The following is a 26,773-nucleotide window of genomic DNA, read 5'->3' as shown; positions in this document are numbered from 1 at the left end:
TCCTTAGACGCCGAGCCGCTGGATCTTGTGGGTGCCGCGCGCGAGCGAAACGTGCTTGGTCTCCATGTAGAAGTCGAACGAATAGTCGCCGCCGTCGCGGCCGATGCCCGATGCCTTCATGCCGCCGAACGGGGTTGGCAGGTGGCGGACATTCTCCGAGTTCAGCCAGATCATGCCGGCTTCCAGCGCGTCGGCGACGCGCAGCGCGCGGCCCATGTCGCCGGTCCAGACATAGCCGGTGAGGCCGTATTGCACGTCATTGGCGACCGCGATCGCGTCAGCCTCGTCGCGGAACGGGATCACGGTGAGGAACGGCCCGAACACCTCTTCTTGCGCCACGCGCATGGTCTGGCGCGCGCCGGTCACCAGTGTCGGCTCGACGTAATGCCCGCCGCCCGGGCCGTCGAACCGCTTGCCGCCGACGGCGATGATCGCACCGTCCTCGCGTGCAACGTCGACATAGGAGCAGACCTTGGCGAGATGCCGCTCGTGGATCAGCGGCCCGATCTCGGTGGCGGGATCGAGCGGATGACCCACTTTCAGCGCACGCACGCGCGCCGCAAGCTTGGCCGTGAAGGTCTCGGCGATGCTCTGCTGCACCAGCAGGCGGCTGGATGAGGTGCAGCGCTCACCGTTGAGCGAGTAGATCATGAACACGACGGCGTCGAGCGCGCGGTCGAGATCGGCATCGTCGAACACGATCACCGGGTTCTTGCCGCCGAGCTCGAAATGCACCCGCTTCAGGGTCGGTGCGCCCTGCGCCATGATCGCAGATCCCGTCGAGCTCTCGCCGACGAAGCCGATTGCCTTGATCGCGGGATGCTCGGTCAGCGCCTTGCCGGCCTCCTCCCCGAAGCCATGAACGGTGTTGAGGACGCCGTCGGGAATGCCGGCGTCCTTGGCGAGCTTGGCCAGCCACTGCGCCGTGATCGGCGACCATTCCGCCGGCTTGTGTACGACCGTGCAGCCGGCCGCGAGCGCCGGGGCGATCTTCCAGGTCGACAGCATGAACGGCGTGTTCCATGGCGTGATCACGCCGACCGGGCCGATCGGCACCCGCGTCGAGATGTTCCAATGCTCGTCGCTCGGCGTACTCAGGCCGTCACGCGCCTCGGTGCATTTGTCGGCGAAGAAGCGGAAGTTTTCCGCCGCGCGGACCGCGGCCTTGGCCATGAAGCGATAGGCCTGCCCGGTGTCGATGCATTCGAGCACGGCGATGTCGTCGGCATGGTCCTCGATCGCGTCGGCCACGCGATGCAGCAGCTTGCGCCGCATCGCCGGCGCCATGTCGCGCCAGGATCTGAAGGCGAGTGCGGCCGATGTCGCCGCGCGGTCGATGTCCTCTGCATTGCCGCGAGCGACCTTGGCCAGAACAGTGCCGTCGATCGGGGACTTCGTCTCGAACGTCGCGCCCGAGATCGCCGGCACCACCTTGCCGTCGATGAAGTGGCCGATGCCCTCGTCCTTCAGCTTCGCGAGCAGGGGAGCGGCACGGTCGAGATTGGCCTTGTAGATGTCGGTCTTGGGGCTGGCCTTATCCATGGGATGCCTCCGCTTTCAGGGCGTCGTGGATGTTGTTGCGCTTCCAGCTGGTCGCGGCGTCGTTGATCTGCATGTCGAAGGACAATGCGAACTTGGTGCTTGCGAAGACCGGATCGAGATACGCCGAGAGTGCCTTGAAGACGTGCTCGCCGGCCTTCTGCCGTGCCGCGAGGTCGCGGCCTTCGCCGAGCCGCAGCAGCATGGCGAGGAAGGCGGAGTCGGGCTTGCCGTCGGCGATCGCGTAGTGCTCGCAGCGGATCGCGCGCACGCGGATGCCGCCGATCGGAAAGATCCCGGTCTCGCTGGCGGCCTTGCGGACCACTTCGCAGACGTTGGCCATCACGACAAAGGCGTCGAGATTGGCGGAGTATTCGATGCTGAAATGCGGCATGATGCGGTCGCTCCGGGGCAGGCTTCAGGCGAAGTAACAGCTCACCGTCCCATACGGGCCGTAGTCGGCCTGGATCGTGTCGCCCTTGCGCGCCTCGATCGGCCGGATGAACGAGCCGGCAAGGACCACCTGTCCCGGCTCCAGCGCGAATCCATTTGCCGCGATCTTGTTGGCGAGCCACGCAACGGCCGTTGCCGGGTTGTTCAGCACGCCGGCGGCCAAGCCGGTCTCTTCCAGTTGACCGTTCTTATAACAGAGTGCGCCGATCCAGCGCAGGTCGGCATCGAGCGGCCGCAGCGGCCGGCCGCCGAGCACGATGCCGGCATTTGCGGCGTTGTCGGCGATCGTATCGAAGATCTTGCGGGTCGCCTTGGTCGCGGGATCCACCCGCTCGATCCGCGTATCCAGGATCTCGAGTGCCGGCACCACGAAATCCGTCGCGTTGAGTACGTCGAACAAGGTGCAGTCCGGTCCAGACAGACGGTGCTTCATGACGAAGGCAAGCTCCGCCTCGATACGCGTCGCGATGAAGCGGTCGGACGGCACCAGCCCGCCATCGGCAAAGAACATGTCGTCGAGCAGCACGCCCGAATCCGGTTCATCGATGTTCAGCGCGCTCTGCATCGCCTTCGATGTCAACCCGATCTTGTGACCCTTGATGACGCGGCCCGCGGCCACCTTGATGCTGATCCAGGCCTCCTGGATCGCATAGGCATCTGCGATGGTGATATCGGGAAACTCCTGCGACAACTGCCTGATCTGGCGGCGGCTCTTTTCGGCCTGATCCAGGCGTAAGGCGCAGCTATGAATCTGGTCGCTCGCAAGAGGCATGGTCTATCGCTCAGAAAAGAGATGGCGACAGATGATTAACATGTTAAGTTTCAGTCGGCAAACCGAAAGGACGTTTGCTGCAGTGCAAATGTTCAGGATGGCCCACGGGAGATTGAGGAGATTGATGTGAGCGAGACCAGGGCCAAGGTCGCCAGGCAGGCTGCGAAGGAAGCGCGCAAGGTGCCGATGCGCGACTTCTCGCAGTCGCTGCCGATGGCCTTGTTGCGGGCGCGTGAGGCCGTGATGCGGCAGTTTCGCCCCAATCTGCGACAGCACGGCCTGACCGAGCAGCAATGGCGTATCTTGCGCGCGCTGGCGGCGGTCGATGTGATCGAGGTGACGGAGCTGGCGAGGGTCGCGTTCCTGCTCGGGCCCAGCCTGTCCCGCATCCTGCGCGATCTCGAGGCGCGCGGCCTGATTCAGCGCGAAGTCGATAGCCGCGACATGCGCAGGGGCGTGTTGTCGATCTCGGCCAAGGGCATGAAGCTGATCGCACAGGTCGCGCCGAGCTCAGAGGCGATCTATGCATCGATTGCCAGTCGGTATGGCGCCCGCAAGCTTGCCGCATTGCACAAGATGCTGGGCGAGCTGGAGCAGAGCATCGGCGGCGATCTCGACGCCTCCGAAGACGGCGATGGCTGATCTGCCGCGGACCAAGCGCAATGACGCGGTCTCATGCTTGGCAGGCCGTTCGGCGTTTTGATAAGAAGCGATGCAGTCGAGCGGAGAGGGCGTGCGTCGCAGGCATGGCAAACCATGCTAACTCTGTTTTCGCATGCTGATCGAACCCGCGAGTTGTCATGGTCACTATCAAGGTTGCGCATCTCATCGATTTCGTTGCCGACGTCTTCGAACACGCCAATTCCTCGCCGGAGGAGGCCCGCCGGATCGCGACCTATCTGACGACGGCCAACCTGACAGGGCATGACAGCCACGGTGTGATCCGCGTGCCCGTCTATATCCGTTGGCAGAAGATGGGTTCGATCGTGCCCAACCAGACCGCAGAGGTCGTGGTCGACACCCCGTCGCTGGTGGTCGTCGACGGCAAGTTCGGCTACGGTCAGACCGTGACACCACAGGCCGTGAGGATCGGCATCGAGCGTTGCAAGAAGGGCGGCTTGGCTGCGTTGGCGCTGCGCAATTCCGGCCATCTCGGCCGGGTCGGCGACTGGGCGGAAATGGCCGCCGCCGAGGGGCTCGTCTCCATTCATTTCGTCACGGCCGCAGGTTCACTGCTGGTGGCGCCCTATGGCGGAGTCGAGAAGCGGTTCTCCACCGCGCCATATTGTGTCGGCATTCCGCGCCAGGGAAAGGATCCCATCGTGCTCGATTTCGCGACCTCGATCGTGGCCGAGGGAAAGGTCTTGGTGGCGAGCCGCGGCGGCAAGAAGCTGCCCAAGGGCGCCTTGATCGATGCCGACGGGACGCTCAGCGAGGATCCGGCGGTGCTCTATGGACCCTATGAGGCCGAGGGGACGCGCGACCACACCAAGGGGACGGGAGCGATCCGCGCCTTCGGCGAGCACAAGGGCTCTGGTCTCGCCTTCATCTGCGAGCTGCTCGGCGGCGCCTTGACCGGCACCGGGGCGACGTCGGCAAATCGGCGCTTTGCCAACGGCATGCTCGCGATCTACATCGACCCGAAGGTGGTCGATCCGGCGAGCTTCTTTGATGGTGAGATCAGCCGCTATACGGATTTCATCCGGGCGACCAAGCCGGTCTCCGGCGTTGATCAGGTGCTGGTGCCGGGCGATCCCGAGCGCAAGATGCGGGCCGAACGTACGGCCAATGGCGTGCCCTTGCCCGATGACACCTGGGCGGCAATAGTGAACACGGCACGCGAAGTGGGTGTCAGCGAAGCGAGCATTCAGCGGGCGACATCGTGAAATCAGTGTGACTGCGGGTGGTGCGAAGCATCCATGCTCAGATTGAGCGGGATTGCATTGCGTTGCGCCATCGGCGAGAACGAATTCTAACGAGACGGATCGGTTGAACAACAAGGGAAGGAAACGCAGTCGTGGCGAACAATAAGGTCAAGCAACTCTGGGCCGAAGGCAAGACGGTGGTGAATGCCTGGCTCGCGATCCCCTCGGGCTTCTCCGCGGAGGTCGTGGCTCAGTGCGGCTTCGACAGCGTCACCGTGGACATGCAGCACGGGGTGCAGGACTATCTGTCGATGGTGCAATGCTTCCAGGCCATGCATGGCCATCCGGTCACGCCGATGGTGCGCGTGCCGTGGAATGAGCCCGGCATCATCGGCAAGGTGCTCGATGGCGGCGCCTATGGTGTCATCTGCCCGATGGTCAACACAGCGCAGGAAGCGCGCAACCTCGTTTCCTATTCCAAATATCCACCGAAGGGTGTGCGCTCCAACGGTCCGATCCGCTCGGGCATGTATGGTGGTGCGGGCGAGTATCAGAAGACGGCCAACGACGAGATCGTGCTGCTGCCGATGATGGAGACCAGGACCGCGGTCGAGAACATGGAAGCCATTCTCGATGTCGAAGGCATCGACGGCGTCTATATCGGGCCCTCCGATCTCGGCTTTTCCTATGGCCTGGTGCCGAAGCTCGATCGTGACGAGCCGGAAATCCTCAAGATCTATGAGAAGATCGTGAAGGAGTGTGGCAAGCGTGGGCTCAATCCCGGCATTCACTGCAGCGGCGCCGAGGGTGCGGTCCGCGCCATCAACATGGGCTTCAAGCTCGTGACCTTGTCGAACGAGGTCGGCCTGATGCAGGTCTATGCCCGCCAGCAGGTCGCGCAGACCCGCAAGGAATCCGGCGGCAAAGCGTAACGAGAAAGGCGAATGGCGAGGAGGGCGTAGCGAACGGGGATCCGTCCATTCGCTATGAGCCGCTCGCCATTCGCATATGTGTTCGCGATCGACGTATTGATACGAGAGAGACAGCCATGGCTCCCACCCCCGTCATCCGTCTTCATCCCGAGGACAGCGTCCTGATCGCGCGCGCCAGCCTGCCCCCGGGGCTGTCGATCGCCGATGGGGTCACCACGACCGACCGGATTCCGGCCGGTCACAAGGTCGCGGTGCGTCCGATCGCACAGGGCGAGCCCATCCGCCGCTACGGCCAGATCATCGGCTTCGCGACCGCGCCGATCGCGCCCGGGCAGCACGTTCATACGCAGAACTGCGGCATGGGCGATTTCGCCAAGGACTACGCCTATGGCGTTGACGTGAAGCCGACGCCGAATTTCGATCTTCCGGCGACGTTCGAGGGCATTCGCCGGCCCGATGGCCGGGTCGCGACCCGCAACTACATCGGCATTCTGACCTCGGTGAACTGCAGCGCGCATGTCGCGGGCCTCGTTGCCGACGTGTTCAAGCGCAATCCCTTCACCGGTGACGATCCGCTCGCCGACTTCTCGAACGTCGACGGCGTCGTGGCGCTGACGCACAAGACCGGCTGCGGCATGACGCTCGACGAGCCGTTGAAGCTGCTGCGGCGAACCCTCGGCGGCTACGCGCGGCACGCGAACTTCTCTGCGGTGATCGTGCTCGGCCTTGGTTGCGAGGCCAATCAGATCGGCGGATTGATGGAGGAGCAGAAGCTCGCCGGCCGCCTGCGCGCCATGGACATCCAGGAGGTCGGCGGCACCCGCAAGACCGTCGAGGCCGGCATCGCTTTCGTCAGGGAAGCGCTCACCGACGCCAACAGGGTTAAGCGCGAGACGGTTCCGGCCAGCGAACTGACGGTCGCCCTTCAATGTGGTGGGTCCGACGGCTATTCCGGCATCTCGGCCAATCCGGCGCTCGGTGCGGCAAGCGATCTGCTGGTGCGACATGGTGGCACAGTGATCCTGTCGGAGACACCCGAGACCTACGGCGCCGAGCATCTGCTGACGCGCCGCGCAGTCAGCCGCGACGTCGGCGAGAAACTCGTCTCCCTGATGCGCTGGTGGGAAGAGTATACCGCGCGCGAGGGCGCGGAGATGAACGCCAATCCCAGCCCGGGCAACAAGGCCGGCGGCCTGACGACGATTCTTGAGAAGTCGCTCGGCGCGATGGCCAAAGCCGGCAGCACCAATCTGGTCGACGTGCTGCACTATGCCGAGGCCGTCACCAAGAAGGGCTTCGTGTTCATGGACACGCCCGGCTACGACCCGGTTGCGGCGACGGGGCAGGTGGCCGGCGGCGCCAATCTCGTCTGCTTCACCACCGGCCGCGGCAGCGTATTCGGCTGCAAACCGGCGCCGTCCATCAAGCTCGCGACCAACACGCCGATGTACAAGCGGATGGAAGACGACATGGACGTGAATTGCGGCACCATCCTCGACGGCGAGGAGACGGTGCAGGAATGCGGCCAGCGCATCTTCGAATTGATGTTGAAGACCGCCTCGGGGCAGCCGACCAAGAGCGAGAGCTTCGATTTCGGCGGTGCCGAGTTCGCGCCCTGGGTGCTCGGCGCGACGATGTAGCTGGATCACTCAGCTATTCGGCGGCCCCTATCGGGGCTGCGGTCCGGTGTCCCGGCATCTGATCGCAGCTGAGATCGCAAGTTAACTGAGACTGGATCGCAACTGAGATCAGATGACAGGTGAGCGCGCCGCCATGGGCTGGCTGTCGTGGGCAGTCCGTCATGGGCTGGCCCTGCCGACGCTCGCGCGACAGCGGCGCCGAGCAATTTACCGCTGGTGGCCCAGGCCGATGCCGAGCGCCAGAGCCTTCTGACGGAGCGAGCCTTCGGTCCGCTTCATCGCCTTGGCGATCTTGGCGACCGGGGTCTTGGACTTCGAGTGCTGCTTCAGCAGCTTGATGTCGGCGGGCGTGTAGGGTTTCCGCGCCAACTTCTTGGTAGCTGCCTTCTTAGCTGTCTTCGCCACTTGATTCTCCTTTTGGCAATGATGGTCCTAAATAGCATGTGTAGTCGAGCTATCAAGCGATTGCGGCAAATGCAACGCTATTAGTTCTTGTTAGTTCATCATTCGGGGTTAATCCCTGCTTTGAGGGACTGGTCAATCTTCCGTGAGCGCCTGCGCGCCTTCCTGTGGACAACTCTCCGCGTGCTGCCGGATAGGTTGTTTGTTCTTCTCTCGTTCTTCGTGACGGGCCTGATTGAGGCGCGCAGCGGCCGGAAAAGCGACCGGTGCGTGCAGCGGAGACACCTGATAGGGCGGCTCAACTGGACCGGCGCGGTCCAAATGCCGCCTTTTGGGCTTAGGATCGTCCAATAGGCAGCTCTGCCCTTTGTTAGTGCTTGATCCCTAAGCACAGCAATGTTCTGCTTAAAAAAGTTGCTGGAGCGCCGAAGCCTCGTGTCAATCTACGTCGCATTACATCACGTCACCCATTACAAATACGATCGTCCGGTCGAACTGGGCCCGCAGACCATCCGCCTGCGTCCTGCACCACATACCAGGACCCCCGTGCTGAGCTATTCGCTCAAGGTCACGCCGCCCAACCATTTCGTGAACTGGCAGCAGGATCCGCAAGGCAATTGGCTGGCCCGCTACGTTTTCCCTGAGAAGGTGAACGAACTCAAAATCGAGGTCGACTTCACGGCGCAGATGACCGTGATCAATCCGTTCGACTTCTTCGTCGAGCCTTACGCCGACAGTTTTCCCTTCGCCTATCCGGAGGGCCTCAAGGTGGAACTGGCGCCCTATCTCGAGACGATCGAGCCGGGGCCGTTGTTCGCGGAATACTTGAAGTCGATTCCCCGCGATGCGGACAACACGGTCAACTATCTCGTCGAACTCAATGCGCAGTTGCAGAAAAAGATTCGTTATATCATCCGGATGGAGCCTGGCGTTCAAACGCCGGAGGAGACGCTGTCGTCGGCCGCCGGCTCCTGCCGCGACTCTGCGTGGCTGCTGATCCAGACGCTGCGGCATCTCGGGCTCGCCGCCCGCTTTGTCTCCGGCTATTTGATTCAGCTTCGTCCCGACATCGATCCGATCGAGGGGCCGGTCGAGGTCGAGAATGATTTCACCGATCTGCATGCCTGGGCCGAGGTCTATCTGCCCGGCGCTGGATGGATAGGCTTCGACGTCACCTCGGGCATGCTGGCGGGCGAAGGACACATCCCCGTTGCTGCGACTCCCCACTATCACTCGGCCGCGCCGATCAGCGGCAGTGCCGGAGTCGCCGAGGTCAACTTCAACTTCGAGATGAATGTGAGGCGCATCCGCGAAGCGCCGCGGATTACCCGGCCATTTTCGGATGAGGCGTGGGACCGGCTCGACCGCCTCGGCGAAGCCGTCGATGCCGATCTCGCCGAAAACGACGTGCGCCTCACGATGGGCGGCGAGCCGACCTTCGTGTCGATCGACGACATGGAATCGGCGGAGTGGAATACGGCTGCCGTCGGCCCGGCCAAGCGCGGGCTCGCGGACAGCCTGATCCGGCGTCTGCGCGCGCGTTTCGCGCCCGGTGGCCTGCTGCATTACGGACAGGGCAAGTGGTATCCCGGCGAAAGCCTGCCGCGCTGGGCGTTCGGACTGTATTGGCGCAAGGACGGTGAGCCGATCTGGCGCAATCCGGATCTGATCGCCAGCGTCGATGGCCCGCGCAGGGCGACGATCCAGGATGCAGAGCGTTTCCTGGACACGGCGGCCGAGACGCTCGGGCTCGAGCCGGACTACGTGCTGCCCGCGTTCGAGGATCCCGCGCATTGGCTGCAGAAGGAAGCCGCGCTGCCCGAGAACGTCGACGCGCTCGACTCGAAGCTCGCCGATCCCGAAGAGCGCGCGCGCATGGCGCGGGTGTTCGACGAAGGCCTGCACATCCCGCGCGGCTTCGTGCTGCCGATCCAGCGCTGGAATGCGCAGCCCCGGCGCTGGCGCAGCGAGCGCTGGGGCCTGCGGCGCAAGCGCCTGTTCCTGATTCCCGGCGACTCGCCGCTCGGTCTGCGGTTGCCGATCGGCTCGCTGGCCTACATTCCGCCGGAGGATTTCCCGTACATCAACGAGCAGGACCCGATGGAGCAGCGCGGGCCGCTGCCGATGTTCACGCAGGGGCGTCCGGTGATCGTGCCGCAGGTACCGCCGCTGCCGAAGCTCGATCGCGCGCCGAAGCCGCAGCAGGACGTTCAGTATCAGTACTGGGGAGGGCTCGGCGTCCGCACTGCGATGTCGGTCGAGATCCGCGATGGCATTCTGTGCGTGTTCATGCCGCCGGTCGAAACCATCGAGGACTACCTGGAGCTGGTCGCAACGGTCGAAGCGACGGCCGAGTCGATGCAGATCAAGGTTCACGTGGAGGGCTATGCACCGCCGTTCGATCCGCGCATCGAGGTCATCAAGGTGACGCCCGATCCCGGCGTCATCGAGGTCAACATCCAGCCGGCCGCGAGCTGGCGGCAATCGGTCGACATCACTTTCGGACTCTATGAGGATGCCGCGAAGGTGAGGCTCGGCGCCAATCGCTTCCTGATCGATGGCCGCCACACCGGCACCGGCGGCGGCAATCATGTCGTCGTCGGCGGCAGCTCGCCGCAGGATTCGCCCTTCCTGCGTCGCCCCGATCTGCTGAAGAGTCTCGTCCTGTATTGGCAGCGGCACCCGTCGCTGTCTTATTTGTTCTCCGGCATGTTCATCGGGCCGACCAGCCAGGCTCCGCGCATCGATGAGGCGCGCCACGACAGCCTTTATGAGCTCGAGATCGCGCTCGCCAACGTGCCTCGGATCGGGCAGAGCGTGCCGCTGTGGCTGGTCGACCGGCTGTTCAGGCATCTGCTCGTCGACATCACCGGCAATACCCACCGCTCGGAGATCTGCATCGACAAGCTGTACTCGCCGGAGGGACCGACGGGCCGGCTCGGACTCGTGGAGTTCCGCGCACTGGAAATGCCGCCGGATCCGCGGATGTCGCTGGCGCAGCAGCTTCTCATCCGTGCGCTGATCGCCAAATTGTGGCGCGAGCCGCAGGACGGCCGGTTCGTGCGCTGGGGCACGGCGCTGCACGACCGCTTCATGCTGCCGCACTTCATCTGGGAAGACTTTCTTGATGTCCTTGATGAGCTGCGGTCGTCCGGCTACGACTTCTCGCCGGAATGGTACCAGGCGCAGCTTGAATTTCGCTTTCCGACCTTCGGCCGCGTGCAGCATGGCGGCGTGACCCTGGAGCTGCGGCAGGCGTTGGAGCCCTGGCATGTGCTGGGCGAGGAAGGCGCCGCGGGCGGCACCGTGCGCTATGTCGATTCCTCGGTCGAGCGACTTCAAGTCAAAGCCGAAGGTTTCATCGAAGGCCGCCACCTCATCACCTGCAATGGTAGGAGGATGCCGATGACCTCGACCGGACGGTCGGCGGAAGCGGTGGCGGCGGTTCGTTTCAAGGCATGGCAGCCGGCCTCCGGCCTGCACCCGACGATCCCGGTGCATGCGCCGCTGACCTTCGACCTGATCGACACCTGGAACGGCCGTTCGCTGGGCGGCTGCGTCTATCACGTCGCCCATCCTGGCGGCCGCAACTACGATACCAAGCCGATCAACTCCTACGAGGCGGAGGCACGGCGGCTCGCCCGCTTCCAGGATCACGGCCACACTCCGGGACGAATCGCGCTGCCGCCGGAGGAACGCACAAATGAATTCCCGATGACCCTCGACTTGCGCAGGCCGCTCCTGCATTGATGGCACGGAGTTTGTACGGAGGACCAGGGTATGGACGGCTCGAGCGGCCAGGACCAGGGAGCGAGCGCCGCCGGTCGGCCGGCGGCACGTTCTCCGCTGCGCCGGGCCGAGCATTGGGCCCGCGACTATGCCCGGCTCCCCGGCATCCCCGATGAGTTCATCGGGGCCGACGGCCGTCCGCGACCGGTCTGGACCCGCTTTGCCGAGACCTTCGCCGCACTCGCGCCGAGCGACATCGAGCGCCGCTTCGCCTCCGCCGATCGCCATCTGCGCGAAGCCGGCGTCACCTATCGCTCGCCGGGCGACAACGCCGAGCGATCGTGGCCGCTGAGCCATCTGCCGCTGCTGATCGACGAGTCCGAATGGGCGCAATTGTCCCAGGGCATCGTCCAGCGCGCCGAACTGTTCGAACGGGTCCTGCAGGACATCTATGGCGAGGGACGGCTGGTGGCGAGCGGCGCGCTGCCGGCAGCCGCCGTCGCCGGGTCCAGCGAATATCTGCGCCCGGTCTGCGGCGTCAAACCGCCCGGCGGCCGCTTCCTCAGCATCTACGCCGCCGATATCGGCCGCGGGCCCGACGGCGGCTGGTGGGTGCTCAACGACCGCACCCAGGCGCCGTCCGGCATGGGCTATGCGCTAGAAAATCGGCTCGTGCTGTCGCGCGCCTTCTCCTCGATCTACAAGTCCATGAACGTGGAGCGGCTCGCGCCGTTCTTCGAAGCATTCCGCGATGCTCTGCGCGCCAGCGCCGATCGTGACGAGCCGCGCATCGGCGTGCTCACGCCGGGCATGTTCAGCGAGACCTATTTCGAGCACGCGACGCTGGCGCGCTATCTCGGCTTCCTGCTGGTCGAGGGCGACGATCTCGCCGTCAGCGGCGACCGCGTGCACATCCGCACCGTCGCCGGCCTGAAGCGCGTCGACGTGCTGCTGCGGCGGCTCGATTCCAACTCGCTCGATCCGCTCGAACTCGATGCCGGCTCGCGACTCGGCGTCGCCGGCCTGATGGACGTCGTGCGCAAGGGCGGTGTGGTGATCGCCAACATGCCGGGTTCTGGTGTGCTCGAGGCGCGCGCGCTGCTCGGCTTCCTGCCGAGCCTTGCGCGGCGCGTGCTCGGTGAGGATCTCAAGATCCCGCACATCGCGACCTGGTGGTGCGGCCAGAAGTCCGCACGCGACGAGGTGCTGTCGCGGCTCGAGGAGTTCGCGATCGAAGGCGCCTATGGCCGCGCCGTGCCGGGCTTCGCAAGCAGCGGTCCGGTGCTGGCTAGTGAGCTCTCGGCCGCCGAGCGCGAGCGGCTGCGTGCTGCGATCAGCCAGCGCGGCATCGATTATGTCGGCCAGGAGGTGGTGCGGCTGTCGACCACGCCGGTGTGGGAGGACGGTCGGATCGCGCCGCGGCCGTTCGTGCTGCGGGTGTTCGCGGCCGCCACGCCCGACGGCTGGACCGTCATGCCCGGCGGCTTCTGTCGCATCGCCGACAAGCTCGATGCGCGCGCGGTGTCGATGGGCGACGGCGCGCGCGCCGCCGACGTCTGGGTGGTCGCCGACAAGGCGGTGGCGGCGCGCACCTTGCTGCCGCGCTCCGACAACGTGCGGATACGCCGCATCGCCGGCGTGCTGCCGAGCCGCGCCGCCGACAATCTGTTCTGGCTCGGACGCTATCTGGAGCGCGCCGAGGCCACCGTGCGGCTGATCCGGGCGCTCGCAGCCCAGCATCGTGATCCCGGCAAGGGATCGCCGGCGCAGCTCAACACCTCCGAGCGCATCCAGCGGCTGTTGCTGGCGTGGGGCGCGGTTGAGCAGACCTCGCGCAGCAAGGGATTCCAGGTGGCGGCCGAGGCCCTGCAGGCCGAGGCGCAGTTCGGCTCGGCGCTGTCGCTGCTCAGATCGGCTCAGCGCACCGCGACCTCGCTGCGCGAGCGCCTCTCGCCCGACGCCTGGCAGGTCATCACCGAGATGCCGAATCGCCTGGCGCAGGAGGCCGAGGATGAGGACGCCGTCGTCAGCATCGCCGAGCTCACGCTCGACCGGCTCGCGAGCTTCGCCGGCCTTGCCCAGGAGAACATGAACCGCGCCGCCGGCTGGCGCTTCCTCGACATGGGTCGCCGCGCCGAGCGCGCCATCAACACCGCGCGGTTCGCGCGGCAGTTCGGCTATGACGAGGCGACGCCCGAGGATCTCGACGTCCTGCTCACCCTGGTCGATTGTCAGATCACCTATCGCTCGCGCTATCTGATCGGCCCGGCACTGGCGCCGATCCGCGATCTCGTCGTACTCGACCTCTATAACCCGCGCTCGGTCGCGTTCCAGGTCGAGCTGCTGAACGAGCACATCGCGAGCCTGCCGGTCCTGAAGGAGAACGGGCTGATCGAGCGGCCGCAACGCCTCGCGATCTCGCTGGGCGCGCGGCTGACCGCGGCGGAGGCGGCCCATCTCGATGGCCGCACGCTGTTTGCACTGGAGCAGGACCTGCTCAATCTGGCGGAGGCGATCGGTCAGCACTACTTCCCGCACGGTCCGAATGCGACGCGGCCGGAAAAGCTGACGGGCCTCGCGTGATCTACGACATCCGGCACGTCACGACCTATGAGTATGAGAGCGCCGTCAGCTTTGCGCGCTGCTCGCTGCGGCTGGAGCCGCTCAGCGGTGACGGCCAGGAGCTGATCTCGCATAGCGTGGACATCCGGCCGCGGCCCTCGGAGCGGACCGCGCGGCGCGATTTCTTCGGAACGTTGACCGAGAACGTCGTGATCGACACCCAGCACCGCCACCTGCGCATCGACTCGCGCTCGCGGGTGAGGCTGTCGCGCACACCGCCGGAGCGCGATGCGCCGAGCGCGGCCTGGGAGGACGTGCGCGATGCCGCCTTCGAGGCGACGAGCCTCGGCCCGTCGTCGCCGATCGGCTACGTCTTCGCCAGCGCGCTGGTGCCGGTGCTGGAGCCGGTGACGGACTATGCCGCGGCAAGCTTCTCCGCCGAGACGGGGATCGTAGCCGGCGCCGCCGATCTGATGCGGCGCATCCGCAAGGAGTTCAGATACGATCCGAAGGCGACCGTGATCTCGACCCCGCTGCGCGAGGTGTTCGACAATCGCCACGGCGTCTGCCAGGACTTTGCTCACGTCATGATTGCCGGCCTGCGCGGTCTCGGTCTCCCCGCGGCCTATGTCAGCGGCTATCTGCGCACCATCCCGCCCGAGGGCCGGCCGCCGCTGCAGGGCGCCGACGCCACCCATGCCTGGGTGTCGCTGTGGTGCGGCGACGACCTCGGCTGGATCGGCTTCGATCCGACCAACGATCTCCTGGTCGGCAATGATCACATCATCCTCGGCATGGGCCGCGACTTCTCCGACGTCTCGCCGGTCGATGGCATCATCGTCGGCTCGCGCAAGCAGAAGCTCGGCGTCGCCGTCGATGTCGTGATGGTCGAGTAGGGTTCCCTGACCGGGAACGGTCGGAACATTTTTCCCGCATCGCACTTGATCCGCCCGAGGGGCCCGAATGGGGGCTGGCTGACCCTTTCGAGCGATGGAGTGATCGACATGAAACGTGTTGCAATCGTCATTGGCCTGGTCGGCGCCTGCGTCGCCGGCAGCGCCTCGGCCCAGCCGAGTGCGAACCTCACCGGCACCTACCGCTGCATCCAGATGTGCCGCGACGGAATGATCGGCGCGCCGGCCTTCGTGACGCAGAACGGCGATGCCGTGAACCTGACCACCGAAACCGGCGAGTCCCTCCAGGCCTGGCCGGACTGGAATGCTCCCAATAGCCGGCTTTGGATCGACGCACGTGACGAAAGCGCAGTGTATTCGCCCGACGGCATGCGCATCCAGTTCGACGACGGCCGTGTCTGGGAGCGCGACCTGCCGCCGCCGCTCATCGTCCGCCGCGCGCCGGTGGTGTACGGGCGATAAGCGATCGCCATTGCTATCGAGGCTCTCGCGCACGCGGGGGCCTTGATTTGCGGGTGAGATGAACGGTGCCGGCCTCACGATCCAGTACTCGCCGGAAGGGGTGATGAATCGAGACGCCGCGGCGTACCGGATGCCCGCCTGCGCGGACATGACACGGGGTACGGGGCGGCGTTCTCGCGACACGATCTGTCCGAGTCATGAAGGATAGCTCGAACCCTCTGAGAACAAGAGGGCGCAGGGAATGCCGGGTGATGGCCTCACCCATGGCCCGCCTGCGAAAAGAATGCAGGCGGCAGGAACCACAGGTCCAGCCGGATCAACCCGGCATTCCCTGCGCGATGGCTTTACGGCTTATACGTGGTCTCCCTGGTGCGCCGGGCTTTCTGGCCACCATCCCCAGCGCGATCGTATTGCGCCAGGTTGACACCAGCATCGGGGTGTCGGGACATCACGACTTCACCGTGCGCATCATGCCGTTCGTCCGCGCGACTGATCACGCTGCAGCACCACACGCCCACCGCTCCCCAGGCTCCACGTTCGTGACGATCGCGATACGCCCCTCTCACGAGCCCGGGATGGCCGGAAACATCGGTCTGATTTGCCCGACGACACAAGTGGGCAAGCGTGCGACAAACTGGCACGACGGGTAATTCGGGCATGGCGGATATGCGCGATCTATTAGTTGCCGTTCAGACAGCGAGCGCCATGCTGAATCCGGCACCAGCAGAGAAGCTCAGCACTTCCGCATCTGCAAACAATGCTCTCGCCCCTCGACATCAGTCCGAAACGACTCGATGAAGCCGCCCTGGCGCTGGGTCACATACACGGTCTTGCCGTCGCTGCCGCCGAAGGCGAGGTTGGTCGGCTCCCTGGCTTTCAGCGCGATCTCCCGGATCATGCGCCCATCCGGCGCCAGCATGGCGATGCTGCTCTTGAGGATGTGCGCGACCAGCAGCCGGCCGCTGGCGTCGGTGCGCAGTCCGTCGATCGTGTTCGGCTCGAAGGTCTTGATCAGCTTTGGCCGTGTCAGCGCGTCGCCGTCGATCGCATAGGACCAGATCTCGCCGCTGTTGGATTCGCCGACATAGAGCGTGCGGCCGTCGGGGCTGAGATCGATGCCGTTGGCGGTGCCCATGGCACGCGGCGCCGACATGGCTGCGCCTTGCAGGGATCCGTCGGGTCCTTTCGCGATCCGCCAGATGCGGCCGCTGCGCGCCTTCCAGTTGGGATCGCTCGCATAGATCGTGCCGTCGCGCGCCAGCGTGATGTCGTTGGGCTGGCTCATGTCATCGGCATGGAAGACGAGGCGGGGCTCGGTCGTACCGGGGGCGATGGCGAAGATGTTGTGGCGCTTGTAGTCGGCGACGAACATCGTGCCTGTGGCGTCGATGCGGATGGCGTTGCCAATGCTGTTGTCGGGCAGCTCGGTGAATTTTTCGGAGGCCGTCGCCTCCGGCGCGAGCTTGCCGATCGTGCCGGCCTTGCCGAGATTGACGACGAACAGATTGCCGTCGCGGTCGACGGCGGGCCCCTCGATGCCGAAGGTGTATTCGCCGGATGGAGTGAGCTGGGTGCTCTCGAACAGTTTTGGTGCGGCGAGGGTGGGCGCGCTCGCAAGCAAGAGCATGAGAACAGTCGCCAAACCCGAGATGCGTAGGGTGGACAAAGGCGCAGGACGACGCCGCTTGCGCCCGAACGCACGCTCGTTCGCGCCGTGCCCACCAGCCGCAGCACCGGTGCGCGCGGCCGGTGGGCACGCGCCGCCTGCGGCGGTCGCTTTGCCCACCCTACGGGCCATTGCAAGCCGGTCAGAGCGGCACCAGAAACTGCTGTTGGATGTAATAGCCATTGTCGTCCGCACAGGTGCCGTTGAGGTAGGTATCGGCGGGCCGGAAGAAACGGCTGAAGCCGGGCTTATTGACGGCAGACCTCTCGGTCATCACGACGACCTTGCCGAACGGGATCTCGCCGCATTCGCGGCCGTCGCCGGCGAAGAACTTGCGATGCGGAGGGCCGCCCGGTTTCACCCGCATCCTGGTTCCTGGAATCATGCGCGCGACCAGATCGTCCGCCACATCAAGCACCCTGGCGTAGCCTGGTTCCGTCTTGATGAGGTTGGCGCCCGGCGGCATCTGCCGCTCGGCACCCAATCCGCGCAATCGTTGACGCAGCCGGCCGGCTTCGGGATCGCCCGGATAGATCCAGCCGTCTTGCGCCAGCATGAAGCGCAGCACGGCGCGGTCCTTGTCGTCATCGGATTGCCCGGCCTTGAGGCCGAAATCCGAATGGCAGCCGCTGCAATGTTTTTCGATCAGGCTCCTGCGCACGGTCGTGAGCCGCGCGCGACTCGCCGCGTCCTGCATCACGAAAGCCGCAAGCCGGTCGATCAGCGCCTCGCTCCTGATGTCGCAGGGCAGGGGTTCGGGGGCAGCCTCGCCAGAGCGGTCGATGCGGATCACGGTCTGGTTCTTGTCCTCGACCAGCCAGATCGCGCCGTCGTCGGCGATGGTCATGCCGACCGGCGCGCCCTGCGGCCGGATGCCGTTGACGCGATGCCACCCCGTGATGATCTCGTCGAACGCCGCGGCCGGCGCGGGACCGGCTGCGGTCTGGAAAGCGCGGGTTGGCTCGGCGGCGCAGCTCACATGGTAGCGCACCGGCGCCGGGCTCAGCTTGGGCAAGCCGTGGTCGTCGACCTCGAAGGCGAGTAGCCGGCTGCCGGTCGGCCGATAGCCATGCAGGCCGACCAGCAGCTTGCCCTTCAGGTCGTCGAAGCGATCGCCGGTGTAGTAGAGCATGCCGAGCGGCGCGCCATGCGGCGGCAGCAGCGACCAGGGCTGCTTGTAGAGCGTGGTGGTGTTGCAGAGGTTCTTGAGCGCGCCGGACTGCAGCACACGCTTGAATTCCGGGCTCGGCGTCGTCAGGTCGTAGCAATAGGGCCAGCCATAGTGGCGGCCTTGCTCGATCGCGTTGATCTCCTCGTTGGGCGCGAAGATGTCCTGCAGGTCGCGCGCGTTCTCGCCCTGCAGGAACGCGGTGCCGGGATCGGGAAAGCGCGGATGCAGCGCCAGCGCCATCGAGTTGCGCAAGCCGCGCGCGAACACCTCATGAGGCGGAGCGGAATCGCCGGGTTTCAGCGCTGGAAAGAGGCCGCCGGCGGGCGGCGTGAACAACCAGATGGAAGCCAGCGGCGAGGTGCCGTCGCCCGCCGCGCAGGGTCGCGTGATCGGCGCCGGCGACAGGCAATTGTCGCTGTGCGAGCCGATGTTGACGAACAGCCGCCCGTTGCGGTCGAAAGCGAAGGCCTTCAGCGGATGCGCACTCTCCGCGATCCGGGTGCCGTCCGGCAAGGTCAGGCGGCGCCCAGGCAGATCGCGGATGATGGTCTCGATGGTCGCTCTCGGGTTCGCGGCGAGCGGATCGAAGCGGAAGATCGCGGTGTCGGTCGAGGCGTAGATCCTGCTGTCGAGGCCCGCGGCGAGGCCGAATGGATAGGACAGTCGCGTGACCGCCTCGCGGATGCGCTGGCCCGCGGGCGCTACGGGATCGAGGATGAGGAGGCGGCCGTCGTCATGGCCCCAGCCGCCCATGTCCGCGACCACGAACAGTTGATGGCCGGGAATCTGCACGATGCTGCGGGGAAATCGCAGGCCGTCGTCGCGACTGGCGACGAGGCCGGCGCAGAAGCCGGGCTTCATGTCGATCTGGAGGCGCGGAAAGGTGAGGGCGCCGTCGCCGCAACTGGCCGGGCCGAGCGCGTAGCCGCTGCGGATCGTCGCGTCGTCGGCGTGGCCAGCTCCGATGCCGATGAGCATGGCGGTCGCGACGGCTGCAAGACTGTGCCACGACCATTCCATGCGTCGGTCCCGCTCAGTGAAGCAGATTGTATTGGATGATGTAGGCGGCGGCGCCGGCAAAATAGCCGAGCAGGGCGATGCCGCTGATGCGGCGCACGTACCAGAAGAAGTGGATGTTCTCGAGCCCCATCGCGGCGACGCCGGCCGCCGAGCCGATGATCAGGATCGAGCCGCCGGTGCCGGCGCAGTAGGCGACGAACTCCCACAGGAAACTGTCCGGCGGAAACTGGCTCAGGCTGTACATGCCCATGGATGCTGCGACCAGCGGCACGTTGTCGATGACCGCGCTGGCGAGGCCGAGCACGATCACGATCAGGTCGAGCCGGCCGACGGTGCGATCGAGCCATTGCGCCAGCGCCTCCAGGATGTGGGTGTGCTCCAGCGCCGCGACGGCCAGCAGGATGCCGATGAAGAACACGATCGAGGGCATGTCGATCCGGGTCAGCGCATGCACGAGCGTCAGGCGCTGCTTCTGCTCCGAGGCCTTCTCGCGATGGATGATCTCGCCGACCATCCAGAGCAGGCCGAGCCCGAACAGGATGCCCATGAACGGCGGCAGATGCGTCACCGCCTTGAACACCGGCACGGCGACCAGGATGCCAAGGCCCATGAAGAACATCAGATTGCGCTCGAACGGCAGGATCGGGCTGATCGAGGCGAGGCCGGCGCTCGCGGGCGGCACGAGCTGCTTGCCGCGCAGCGTGACGCTGACGACGGCGAGCGGCACCAGCAGGTTCAGGAGCGAGGGGATGAAGACCGACTTCATGATCGCGAGCGGCGTGATCTGGCCGCCGATCCACAGCATGGTGGTGGTGACGTCGCCGATCGCCGACCACGCGCCGCCGGCATTGGCGGCGATCACGATGATGGCGGCGAACACGAGACGATCTTCGTCACGCCCCGACAGCTTCTTCATCAGCGACACCATCACGATCGCGGTGGTGAGGTTGTCGAGCATGGCGCTGAGGAAGAAGGTCACGAAGCCGACCAGCCAGACCAGCGTGACCTGATTCCTGGTGCTGATCAGCGAGGTCACGACCTCGAAGCCGTTGTGCGCGTCGATGACCTCGACGATGGTCATCGCCCCGATCAGGAAGAAGATGATCTGCGCGGTCGAGGCCACGGACTCGTTGAGTTCAGCCGCAACGGCCGGCGCGGTCCCGCCCATGACGGCGTAGATGGTCCACATCAGGCCGGCACCGACCAGAGCGGTGGCTGCCTTGTTGATCCGGAACGGATGCTCCAGCGCCACCACGGCATAGGCGAGCGTGAAGACGGCGACGATGGCGGCGGTCATGGGCAGGGCATTCCGGGCTGGATCGGCGGGAGACGGATGGAACTGCCCAAGATATGACCGATCGGCGTCCGGCCAGCAAGCCGTGAGCGCTGTTCAGGCTGGACGAACGCCGGTTACACCAGGGCCGACGCGATCGCGTCGGCGTGGCTCCGGATGGCGCGGATCTCCGCCGCGCTGCGGCGCTCGAGATTGACGTACTGGTTGCGCATGCGGCCATTATTGGCGAAGCGCCGGCGGTGCTTGGCAAGGAAGCTCCAATACAGCGTCGTGAGCGGGCAGGCCCTGTCGCCGGTCGCCTGCTTCGGATCGTAGCGGCAGTTGCGGCAATGGTCGCTCATGCGGTCGATGTAGTGGCCCGACGCCGCATAGGGCTTGGTGCCGACCACGCCGCCGTCGCCATGCTGGCTCATGCCGAGCGTGTTGGGCAGCGACACCCAGTCGATGGCGTCGTGAAACATCGACATGTGCCAGAGGTGCACATCGTAGGGCCGGACGCCGAGCAGCATCGCGAACAGGCCGAGCACCATCAGCCGCTCGATGTGATGCGCATAGGCGTGATCGATGGTATGGCCGATCGCCTGCGCCAGGCAGCGCATCTCGGTCTCGCCGGTCCAGTAGAAGCGCGGCATCGGCAGGCCGGCGTCGAGCGCGTTCTCATCGGCGTAGTGAGGCATGCGCTGCCAATAGATGCCGCGCACGAATTCCCGCCAGCCGATGATCTGGCGGACGAAGCCCTCGAGCGCGTTCAGCGGCGCGTTGCGGCTCTGAAGCGCGGCCGCGACCACTTCGCGCGGATTCAGCATGTGCAGGTTCAGCGCGCCCGACAGCCGCGAGTGATACAGGAACGGCTCGTCGCTCAGCATCGCGTCCTGATAGGTGCCGAACAAGGAGAGGCGCCAGGCGACGAAATCGGAAAGCTCGGTCAGCGCGTCGACGCGCGACACCGGCAGGTCGAAGCGGTCGAGCTTGCCGGGACTGTTGGAGAAGCGCGCCGCGACCAGCATGAGCACGTCGCGCGTGATCGCGTCGGGCGCATAGGATCTGGCGACGGGGATCGGCGGGCGCGACTTGCCGAATCCCTTGCGGTTCTCGGCGTCGAAATTCCAGCTGCCGCCGACCGGGCGGCCGCTCTCGTCGATCAGGATGCCGGTCTTGCGCCGCATCGCGCGGTAGAACGTCTCCATGATCGGGCGCGGATGGCGCTCGGTGAAGGCGTCGAACTCCTCCGCCGTGCACAGGAAGTGGCGGTCGGCGCGGATGTCGGGCCGCTGCGGCAGCTTGCGCAAGCCCTCGCGCACGCGAAAATCGCCGGGCTCCAGCACGATGGTCGCCGCAGGCCGCAGCGCCGCCTGATGCCGCGCGATCTCGCTGTCGAGTGCGCCGGTGTTGGCGGGATCATCGAGCCGGACGTAATGGACGGTGCGGCCGCGGCTCTCGAGATCGGCGCGGAAGTGGCGCATCGCCGCGAAGAAATACGCGATGCGCATCTTGTGCTGCGGAACGTAGCTGGCCTCGTCGCTGACCTCCATCTGCAGCACGGCGTCCTGCTCCGGGTCGAAACCGTCGAAGGCCGCCGAGTCCGCATCGAGCTGGTCGCCCAGCACGATGACAAGGTGTCTTACGGCACGTGTCCTGGTCATGGGACCTTGGTCATCACGCCATGCAGCCGATCAGGCGGCCGCCGCGGTAACCGCGTGGGCCTGGCCAAGACAGTCCTTGCGCACCGTGAGCAGGCTGCGATGCAGCCAGGTCTTGATGGTGCCGACCGGCACGCCAAACCGTTCCGACAGACGCGTCCGGCTTTCGCCCTCGAGATAGGCGAGCGCCAGCAGCCGTCGGCGCTCCTCCGGCAGCCGCCCAAGCGCCTCGCGGGCGATCGGTTCCGCCAGCGCGTAGTCGAATTCGTCGGCGGCGCTGTCGGCGGGATCGGGGATCGCGAGGGCCTCATCGAGCTCCGAGGTCGGCACGCCGGTGGCGCGCAGCGCGTCGATCGCGGTGTTGCGCATGATGCTGCACATCCAGGTGATGGGCGAGGCGCGCGTCGGGTCGAAGCTCGCGGCATGCCGCCAGATCTTCAGGTAGCCATCCTGCAGGATGTCGTCGAGGTCAGCCGCGGACGGCAGCAAGGCGCGCACGGTCTTCCGCATCTTCAAGATCGTTGCAGCATGGAGCTCGGCAAAGGCTTGCTCATCGTTGCGTCCGGCACGGGCCAGCAGGCTGCCAAGATGCGCGACGCAACCCTTCTGATCCGCGCTTGCTGATCGCATCATTCTCCTCCATGCGCTCTCTCTGAACGGAAACGGGTCAGAGTCAGATGCGGATCACCGCCAGCGTGCTGTCGGTATCGCGCGGAGGGAAGTGGCGAATCGTCCAGCCGATCTAGCTCGTCTTGATTGCTCCGCGGCGGCACGCCACGATGCGATCAGAGCTCAGAGCCGGACGAAGGGGCTGATGAGGCGGCCGAGCAGGCCGTGCATGCGCAGGTCGCCGGTCATGGCGACGAGGCAGAGGCAGGGGCCCTCGTCACCGACCACCGGACGATGGTCGACCTCGTCGTCGCCATAGTCGAAGTCGCCGGGTCCGTAATAGCCGCCGAGATGGCTGAAGCTGCCCTTCAGCACGCAGGTCAGCTCATTGCCGGAATGCGTATGCTCCAGCATCCGCGCCCCTGGCTCCGAGCGCAGCAGGAAGGCGCGCGATTTGCCGGTGCCAGGCAGCAGGATCGGGCGCATGCTGATGCCGGGTGCCACGCGCCGGCGCTTGCCGATCTTGCAGCGCTTGACCATCTCGGGCAGGTCCGCGAGCTCGGGATCGTGCTCGGCGACCTCGCTCACCTGCGGCGCCGCCTGCGGGCGTCGATCGATGCGGGCCATCACGGCATCGAAAGCATCCGCGCCCGTCGCGATCGGCTCGGCCGCGTCCAGCGAGGCGCCGGCGAGCTGCTCGATGGCGCGGACGAAGCGCTGGCATCGGCCGCAATCGGCGACATGGACACCGACGACCAGCCGCTCGGCCTCGTCGAGCGCACCAGTGGCGAAGTCGGCCAGCAGGTCTTCCGGCGGGTGGTGGCTGATCGTCATGTCGCGTCGTCCAACAGGTCTCTCAGGCGATTCATCGCCAGTCTGATTCGTGACTTTACCGTACCCAGCGGCAGGCCGAGCACCGCCGCGATTTCCGAATGCGGTCGTTCCTCAACGAACGACAGGCGGATCACGGTGGATTGCTCCGCCGATAATCTTTCGATCGCGGCCGCTACCCGTGTGGCATCTTCGACACGCGAGACGATCTGGTCGGCTGCGGGCGTCGGATCGGCTTCCTCGTCGCGCCCCACTTCTCTGCTCAGCCGGCTGTCGCGGGCGGCCTTGCGCACGGCGTCGATCCGCTGGTTGCGCGCGATCGTGAAGATCCAGGCGGCCGCGCCGGCCGTCGACGGATCGAATTGCCCCGCCTTCGTCCACACCGCCACCATGGTGGATTGGGCGATTTCCTCGGCGTCGTCGGCGTTGCAGCCGGTCTTGATGAGGAAACCTTTGATGCGGGGCGCAAAATGCGCGAACAGGGCCTTGAACGCCTCGCGGTCGCCGCGCGCGGCGACGCGTCCGATCAATTCAGCCCAATCCACAGTCGCCTTCGGCCCTCTGCTCACATTCACCTTGGTACGGGCGCCCAAGGCCCGTGCAAATCGATGCCGGGACGATGCCACGTTCCATTGCGCTAATCCAGCCGCTCTCATCGCGTGGTCATGGTCCCCGGCACGCATGCTTGATCCCGGATAACGTGGCTCATGGACGGCTGGATCACAGCGGGCGGACGATTTTCCGTGCCCCTCAATCCTTCAGATCGGAATTGACCATCGCCAGGAACTCCTGGCGGCTCATCGGGTCGGTGCGGAAGCAGCCGAGCATGCGGCTGGTGGTGAGATCGACGCCGTGCTTCTTGACGCCGCGCGAGCTGATGCAGTGATGGGCTGCCTTGATCACGACCGCCACGCCCTGCGGCTGCAGCACCTCGTCGATGATGTTGGCGATCTCGGCGGTCATGCGTTCCTGGATCTGCAGCCGGCTGGCATAGGCCTCGACGACCCGGGCGAGCTTGGAAATCCCGACCACGCGGTTGCGCGGCACGTAGCCGACCCAGGCGCGGCCGATGATGGGCGCCATGTGGTGCTCGCAATGGCTCTGGAACGGGATGTTCCGCAACAGCACCATCTCGTCGTAGCCGGCGGTCTCCTCGAACGTCTTGCGCAGATACTCCTCGGGGTTCTGCTCATAGCCGGAAAAATAGCTCTTGTAGGCCCGCGCGACGCGGGCCGGGGTCTCGGAGAGACCCTCGCGTGACGGGTCCTCGCCGATCCAGGTCAGGATGGTGCGGATGGCGTCCTCGACGTCATCCTGGGTGACCGCAACCGGGTCGCAGGCGAACGGAAGTTTCTTGGCTGTCTGGCGCACGATGGCTCTCCAAAAACCAAGAAACGGTTCCGGTGTCGGAACGGATCACGTCTTGTGGGGGCGATTTCCGCAACCGATGGCTCGCCGCCGTCAGCTCGCCTTGCGCAGCCGCATCTCCGCAGACGGACCCGAGCGGAGGTTCTGGAAGAACTTCTCGACCTCGTTGGCGAGCGTCTGCGCGGTCGCGTTGAGGTCGCCGGACGCCGACAGGACGGAGGCGGCGGCTGTCGAGGTCTCGCTGATGGCGTCGCGGAGCGAGTCGATGTTCATGACCAGCGTCTGGTTGCCCTGGGCGGTCGACTGCGCGTTGGTCGAGATCTCCCGCGTCGCCTGGTCCTGTTGCTGGATGGCATTGGAGATGTTCGAGGTGATCTCGTTGATGCCGCGGACCGCCTGGCCAATCTCGCGGACGGCGTCGACCGCGGTCTTGGTCGAGGCCTGGATCAGGCCGACGTTCTGGCTGATCTCCTCGGTCGCCTTGGCCGTCTGCCCGGCCAGCGCCTTGACCTCGTGAGCGACCACGGCAAAGCCACGGCCGGCCTCGCCGGCGCGGGCGGCCTCGATGGTCGCATTCAGCGCGAGGAGATTGGTCTGCTCGGCGATGGTCTGGATCAGGGTCAGTACGCCGTCGATGCGCTGGGTGGCGGCGGCAAGGCCCTCGATCTCCGTGACCGACTTCTCGGTGCGTTGGCCGGTCTGCTCGACGGCGCCGGCCGACTGCCGGATCTGCCGGCCGATCTCCTCGACCGACGTCGACAGCTCCTCGGCGGCGCTGGCGACGGCGGAGACGTTGGTCGAGGCCTGCGACGTGGCGCCGGCCGCGGTGACCGCGCGCTCGTTGGCATCGGCCGTCAGCCGCGTGATCATCTCGGCGGTTTGGCGCATCGCGGCGGCGTTCTCGGTGACGGTCCGCATCACGCTGCTGATCGCGGTGCGGAATTGCTCGACCGCGGTCTCGATGTGGCGGGCCCGGGCTTCGCGGATTTCCGAGTCCTGCGAGACCTGGACATTGAGGTCGCGGTTATGGGCCATCGCCTGCTGGAACACGCCGATGGCGCGGGCGAGCTCGCCGATCTCGTCGGCCCGTCCGGCATGCGGCACCTCGACGTTCTCGGCGCCGGTCGCGACCTGGCGGATCGTATCGGTGATCTGCGACAGCGGCCGAGCGATCGAGCGGGCGATGATCACCACGCCGGCTGCGACCAGAACCAGCATCAGGCCGCCAAGGCCTGTCAGCACGAGCGAGAGCTTGTTGTTCAGCGCCGTTTCCTCGGCGATCTTTCCTGCGCGCTCGACATAGACTTTGGACAGCGCCTCGAGATCCGTGTTGAGCGCCTTGCGCACGGAGCGATTGGCATCGTTGTCGCCCCACTCGCGTCCCGCAGCCGGGCTGATTTCATTGGCGCGGCGGACCAGTTCGGCGCGGAATTCGACGAATTGCTCGATCCGCTTCTTGAATGTTGCGAATTGCTGGGCGTCGTCGGCCTGGACGATCGCCTGCCACTTGTCGACGACCTTCAGGATCTCGGCGTTGAACTTGAGCAAGCCGTTGCCGTATTGCTTCACGACGGCCGGGTCTGTCGACATATAGACGCCGCGCGACTCCATGACGACGGCATAGACGAGGCCGTTGACCAGCTGAACGTTGTGAGCGGCGAGATTGGCTGTCTCGATGGCTTTGATGAGCTCCGTGGCCCGCCGCGAGTTGTAGTCGGACAGCCAGGTGATTGCGGCGGTCAATAGCGCAAACAATGCAAAGATTGCATAGAGCTTGACTGCGATGGACTGGCGCGTGGCCGTCTTCGTTGACGTCGGGCGTGAGGTCATGAGGTGAGATACCGCAAGTTTTTGCTACGACGGAGGAGGCGCTTGATTGTTAATAGTTATGCAAAACCTTCATG

21 protein-coding genes are annotated in these 26,773 nt (G+C 65.6%); 8 read left to right on the top strand and 13 right to left on the bottom strand.

The annotated features are described in order from the left end of the window. Positions 1–3: 3 nt before the first annotated feature. Genes hpaE through hpaH form a run of 3 tightly spaced genes read right to left on the bottom strand, consistent with a single transcriptional unit; the run spans position 4 to position 2,764 of the window. Positions 4–1,542: a 5-carboxymethyl-2-hydroxymuconate semialdehyde dehydrogenase gene (gene hpaE / locus ACQR13_RS09810; RefSeq protein ID WP_316202250.1), complete on the bottom strand. Its 1,539-nt coding sequence runs from the start codon at positions 1,540–1,542 to the stop codon at positions 4–6. Then, positions 1,535–1,933, bottom strand: coding sequence for a 5-carboxymethyl-2-hydroxymuconate Delta-isomerase (locus ACQR13_RS09805; protein WP_315826358.1), 399 nt, complete (start codon positions 1,931–1,933; stop codon positions 1,535–1,537). The genes hpaE and ACQR13_RS09805 overlap by 8 nt, the downstream gene beginning before the upstream one ends. Positions 1,934–1,957: 24 nt before the next feature. Continuing rightward, positions 1,958–2,764: a 2-oxo-hept-4-ene-1,7-dioate hydratase gene (gene hpaH, locus ACQR13_RS09800; protein WP_316164391.1), complete on the bottom strand. Its 807-nt coding sequence runs from the start codon at positions 2,762–2,764 to the stop codon at positions 1,958–1,960. 186 nt (positions 2,765–2,950) lie between these two features. Between hpaH and hpaR the strand changes: the two genes are divergently transcribed. From hpaR to ACQR13_RS09780, 4 genes are all read left to right on the top strand, one after another. Then, positions 2,951–3,406: a homoprotocatechuate degradation operon regulator HpaR gene (hpaR, locus tag ACQR13_RS09795; protein WP_409999230.1), complete on the top strand. Its 456-nt coding sequence runs from the start codon at positions 2,951–2,953 to the stop codon at positions 3,404–3,406. Between the two features lie 158 nt (positions 3,407–3,564). After that, complete coding sequence (locus ACQR13_RS09790) at positions 3,565–4,650, top strand: malate/lactate/ureidoglycolate dehydrogenase (RefSeq protein ID WP_315749216.1); 1,086 nt, start codon at positions 3,565–3,567, stop codon at positions 4,648–4,650. Positions 4,651–4,781: 131 nt separating this feature from the next. After that, on the top strand, positions 4,782–5,561 hold the full coding sequence (locus ACQR13_RS09785; protein ID WP_315749218.1) for an HpcH/HpaI aldolase family protein: 780 nt from the start codon (positions 4,782–4,784) through the stop codon (positions 5,559–5,561). 116 nt (positions 5,562–5,677) lie between these two features. Continuing rightward, entirely contained in the window at positions 5,678–7,201 is a 1,524-nt protein-coding gene (locus ACQR13_RS09780; RefSeq protein ID WP_316185197.1) for a UxaA family hydrolase, read from the top strand. A gap of 207 nt (positions 7,202–7,408) precedes the next feature. Here the strand turns inward: ACQR13_RS09780 and ACQR13_RS09775 are convergent, their stop codons facing one another. Beyond that, positions 7,409–7,606, bottom strand: a complete 198-nt coding sequence (locus ACQR13_RS09775; RefSeq protein WP_008964013.1) for a hypothetical protein — start codon at positions 7,604–7,606, stop codon at positions 7,409–7,411. Positions 7,607–8,038: 432 nt separating this feature from the next. Between ACQR13_RS09775 and ACQR13_RS09770 the strand changes: the two genes are divergently transcribed. The 4 genes from ACQR13_RS09770 to ACQR13_RS09755 all read left to right on the top strand — a co-directional run bounded on the left by ACQR13_RS09770 (position 8,039) and on the right by ACQR13_RS09755 (position 15,270). Further along, positions 8,039–11,353: a DUF2126 domain-containing protein gene (locus ACQR13_RS09770; protein ID WP_434862783.1), complete on the top strand. Its 3,315-nt coding sequence runs from the start codon at positions 8,039–8,041 to the stop codon at positions 11,351–11,353. Between the two features lie 30 nt (positions 11,354–11,383). Then, positions 11,384–13,915, top strand: a complete 2,532-nt coding sequence (locus ACQR13_RS09765; RefSeq protein ID WP_434862782.1) for a circularly permuted type 2 ATP-grasp protein — start codon at positions 11,384–11,386, stop codon at positions 13,913–13,915. Beyond that, positions 13,912–14,790, top strand: a complete 879-nt coding sequence (locus tag ACQR13_RS09760) for a transglutaminase family protein (protein ID WP_434862781.1) — start codon at positions 13,912–13,914, stop codon at positions 14,788–14,790. Before ACQR13_RS09765 ends, ACQR13_RS09760 begins: the two co-directional genes overlap by 4 nt. Before the next feature lie 99 nt (positions 14,791–14,889). Continuing rightward, positions 14,890–15,270: a hypothetical protein gene (locus ACQR13_RS09755; protein ID WP_315714907.1), complete on the top strand. Its 381-nt coding sequence runs from the start codon at positions 14,890–14,892 to the stop codon at positions 15,268–15,270. Positions 15,271–16,003: 733 nt separating this feature from the next. On the opposite strand, the gene ACQR13_RS09750 is transcribed toward ACQR13_RS09755, so the two are convergent. The 9 genes from ACQR13_RS09750 to ACQR13_RS09710 form a co-directional block, all read right to left on the bottom strand. After that, the gene (locus ACQR13_RS09750) at positions 16,004–16,897 is read right to left on the bottom strand and encodes an SMP-30/gluconolactonase/LRE family protein (RefSeq protein WP_434843538.1); all 894 of its coding nucleotides are present in this window, start codon (positions 16,895–16,897) and stop codon (positions 16,004–16,006) included. A 181-nt stretch (positions 16,898–17,078) separates the two neighbouring features. Then, positions 17,079–19,127 carry a PQQ-dependent sugar dehydrogenase gene (locus ACQR13_RS09745; protein WP_434862780.1) on the bottom strand — a complete coding sequence of 683 codons (2,049 nt, stop codon included), beginning with the start codon at positions 19,125–19,127 and terminating at the stop codon, positions 17,079–17,081. Between the two features lie 13 nt (positions 19,128–19,140). Beyond that, the gene (gene nhaD, locus ACQR13_RS09740) at positions 19,141–20,424 is read right to left on the bottom strand and encodes a sodium:proton antiporter NhaD (RefSeq protein ID WP_434862779.1); all 1,284 of its coding nucleotides are present in this window, start codon (positions 20,422–20,424) and stop codon (positions 19,141–19,143) included. Between the two features lie 113 nt (positions 20,425–20,537). Further along, positions 20,538–22,064 (bottom strand): cryptochrome/photolyase family protein, encoded by a 1,527-nt coding sequence (locus ACQR13_RS09735; RefSeq protein WP_434862778.1) that lies wholly within the window; start codon positions 22,062–22,064, stop codon positions 20,538–20,540. A 30-nt stretch (positions 22,065–22,094) separates the two neighbouring features. Then, complete coding sequence (locus ACQR13_RS09730; RefSeq protein ID WP_315749230.1) at positions 22,095–22,691, bottom strand: RNA polymerase sigma factor; 597 nt, start codon at positions 22,689–22,691, stop codon at positions 22,095–22,097. Positions 22,692–22,853: 162 nt separating this feature from the next. Beyond that, positions 22,854–23,504 carry a ChrR family anti-sigma-E factor gene (locus ACQR13_RS09725; RefSeq protein WP_315749232.1) on the bottom strand — a complete coding sequence of 217 codons (651 nt, stop codon included), beginning with the start codon at positions 23,502–23,504 and terminating at the stop codon, positions 22,854–22,856. Next, a complete protein-coding gene (locus ACQR13_RS09720) occupies positions 23,501–24,046 on the bottom strand; it encodes a sigma-70 family RNA polymerase sigma factor (protein WP_315714900.1) in 546 nt (181 codons plus the stop codon). The genes ACQR13_RS09725 and ACQR13_RS09720 overlap by 4 nt, the downstream gene beginning before the upstream one ends. A gap of 205 nt (positions 24,047–24,251) precedes the next feature. Then, on the bottom strand, positions 24,252–24,872 hold the full coding sequence (gene folE / locus ACQR13_RS09715) for a GTP cyclohydrolase I FolE (RefSeq protein WP_315714899.1): 621 nt from the start codon (positions 24,870–24,872) through the stop codon (positions 24,252–24,254). 90 nt (positions 24,873–24,962) lie between these two features. Then, entirely contained in the window at positions 24,963–26,699 is a 1,737-nt protein-coding gene (locus ACQR13_RS09710) for a methyl-accepting chemotaxis protein (RefSeq protein ID WP_315749234.1), read from the bottom strand. Positions 26,700–26,773 lie beyond the last annotated feature (74 nt).

This window comes from Bradyrhizobium sp. HKCCYLRH3059 (assembly GCF_051168035.1).
Classification (GTDB): domain Bacteria; phylum Pseudomonadota; class Alphaproteobacteria; order Rhizobiales; family Xanthobacteraceae; genus Bradyrhizobium.
This window is presented reverse-complemented; position numbering and strand designations above follow the sequence as displayed.